We start from the raw sequence: 2,499 nt of genomic DNA, 5'->3' as shown, positions 1-2,499 counted from the left end.
ACGAAACCCGGGGCGATTCAACTTGACCATGATGATCAAAGTGAGCAGTTGGATGCACTGAGCTATCAGGGAAATCTTGTCTTTGGGCTAAACATTGGCGTTGATCAGACGTGGGCGTGCGGGGCAGTGCTTAGGGAGATAGAGCACTCTGATTTTGACAAAATCAGTAATATTTCGGTGCAAATGGCAAAACGTGGAATTCGTCGAAGATCACCAGGCCGACGCCCTCCAGCGCCGGATCGTCCTGCAGGCGCCGCGCGAGGATGCCTTCGGTGACCACTTCGATGCGGGTGCGCGGACCGACCTTCGTCTCCAGGCGGATGCGGTAGCCGACGGTTTCGCCGACCACTTCGCCCAGCTCGGCGGCCAGCCGCTCGGCCGCCGCGCGCGCCGCCAGGCGACGCGGTTCGAGCATCAGGATGGTCTGCCCGGCGAGCCAGGCTTCGCCGAGCAACGCCAGCGGCACGCGGGTGGTCTTGCCGGCGCCGGGTGGTGCCTCCAGCACGGCTTCGTGGCGCTGGCTCAGCGCCTCGCGCAGGGCGGGCAGAACGGCATCGATGGGCAGGGCGTGCATGGCGGCTCCGAAACGGGGGGAGCGGATTATAAGCGCGCCGCGCGGGTAAGCGGCGCGGCCGTGGGTTCGTCCACCGGCGAAGAAACGCCGGCGCGCCGCCGCGGTCTCACAGGGGGCGACACAGGTTGCAGAAAAACCTTTGTACGGCCTGCGGAAAACGCCCCCTGGCGCTTGATATAGTGGCGCACTGCTTTCCCTGGAGGTCCTTCATGCTCATGCGTAACCGCATCATCGGCGGCGCTCTCGCCGTCACCCTGCTCACCCAGCTCAGCGCCTGCGGCACCCTGTTCTTCCCCGACCGCCGTGGCCAGATCGAAGGCCGGATCGATCCACTGGTCGCCGCACTCGACGCCGTCGGCATCCTCTTCTACGTGATCCCCGGGCTGATCGCCTTCGGCATCGATTTCGCCACCGGCGCGATCTACCTGGCACCGAACGAGCACTACTCGGTGGCGCCGGAAAAACTGCAGGACGCGATCAGCGCCGACGGCAGCGTCGACAAGCAGAAGCTCAAGGCGATCATCGCCCGCGAAACCGGCCGCACGCTGCCGCTCGACGACCCGCGGCTGATCCAGCACAGCGGCAGCCTCGAGCAACTGGCCGCCTACGGCCTGCGCCCAGCCGTCTGATGCCGCAGCGAGCCGCGCGGCGACGGGCCGCCCTGCCGACCGAACGCCGATGATCATCGACCCACGCCATGCCCGGCTGATGCGCCTGGCGACCCGCGCCGCGCTCGCCGTGGCGCTGTCGCTGGCCCTCGCCAAGGCCGTCGCCTGGTGGTTCAGCGGTTCGGTGAGCCTGCTCGCCGGGCTCACCGACTCGCTGCTCGACGGCGCCGCCTCGCTGCTCAACCTGCTCGCCGTCGCCTATGCGCTGCGTCCGGCGGACGACAACCACCGCTACGGCCACGGCAAGGCCGAGGCGCTGGCCGGGCTCGGCCAGGGCGTGTTCATCGGTGCCAGCGCGCTCTTCGTCGGCTATCAGGGCGTCCAGCGCCTCGCCGATCCCCATCCGCTGGAAGCCACCGGGGCGGGGCTGGCGGTGATCGTCGTGTCGCTGCTGGCGACGCTCGCCCTGCTGCGCTTCCAGCGGCACGTGGTGGAGGTCACCGGCTCCACCGCGATCACCGCCGACGCCCTGCACTACCGCTCCGACCTGTTGCTCAACGGCAGCATCCTCGCCGCGCTGCTACTCGCCCAGGCCGGCCTGCACCGGGCGGATGCGCTGTTCGGGCTGGGCATCGCCGCGTACATCCTCTACAGCGCCACGAGCATCATCCGCGGCGCCTGTTCGGTGCTGATGGACGAGGAACTGCCGGTCGAGATCAGCCAGCGCATGCACGAGCTGGCCTGCGCGGTGCCCGGCGTGCTCGGCACCCACGACCTGCGCACGCGGATGTCGGGCACCCACTGGTTCGTCCAGTTGCACCTGGAGCTGCCCGGCGGGCTGTCGCTGGACGAAGGCCATGCGCTCTGCGACCAGGCCGAAGCGGCGATCCGCCAGGAGTTTCCGCGCGCCGAGGTGCTGGTTCACGCCGACCCGCCGAACGCGGCGCGGCATCGGCGGCACTGAACCCCTCCGACGCGGGCGGACTCCAAACAGGCATACCTGATGAGAACGCCCGTCGAGGGGAAGCCCATGTCGCTCCATCCCGTCGCCCGCCTCGCCGACCTGCGCGAGGACCGAGGCACACGCGTCGAAATCGGCGAAACCAAGGTCCTCCTGCTGCGCACCGGCGAGACGGTGCACGCCTACCAGGCCGAGTGCCCGCATGCCGGCGCGCCGCTGGACCAGGGCGCGGTGTGCAACGGCCGGCTGACCTGTCCCTGGCACAAGGCCGCCTTCGCCGTGGCCGACGGCAGCCTCTGCGAGCCGCCGGCCCTCGATGGCCTGAAGCGCTATCCGGTGGAGGTGGTCGACGGGGA

At 69.1% G+C, this 2,499-nt stretch carries 3 protein-coding genes and 1 pseudogene; 3 read left to right on the top strand and 1 reads right to left on the bottom strand.

Annotation, left to right across the window (positions count from 1 at the left end; all coding sequences use genetic code 11):
• Positions 1-193 precede the first annotated feature (193 nt).
• Positions 194-574: pseudogene (locus B3E91_RS13745) on the bottom strand (DEAD/DEAH box helicase); the annotation flags it as partial.
• Positions 575-783: 209 nt separating this feature from the next.
• Between B3E91_RS13745 and B3E91_RS13740 the strand changes: the two are divergent.
• The 3 genes from B3E91_RS13740 to B3E91_RS13730 form a co-directional block, all read left to right on the top strand.
• Complete coding sequence (locus B3E91_RS13740) at positions 784-1,203, top strand: polyribonucleotide nucleotidyltransferase (protein WP_287029944.1); 420 nt, start codon at positions 784-786, stop codon at positions 1,201-1,203.
• A 49-nt stretch (positions 1,204-1,252) separates the two neighbouring features.
• Positions 1,253-2,146 (top strand): cation diffusion facilitator family transporter, encoded by an 894-nt coding sequence (locus B3E91_RS13735; RefSeq protein ID WP_287029943.1) that lies wholly within the window; start codon positions 1,253-1,255, stop codon positions 2,144-2,146.
• Between the two features lie 66 nt (positions 2,147-2,212).
• On the top strand, positions 2,213-2,499 hold a 287-nt coding region (locus B3E91_RS13730; protein WP_287029942.1), incomplete at its 3' end, for a Rieske 2Fe-2S domain-containing protein.

The organism is Pseudomonas sp. UBA6310 (genome assembly GCF_002438225.1).
GTDB lineage: Bacteria > Pseudomonadota > Gammaproteobacteria > Pseudomonadales > Pseudomonadaceae > Pseudomonas_O > Pseudomonas_O kuykendallii.
This window is presented reverse-complemented; position numbering and strand designations above follow the sequence as displayed.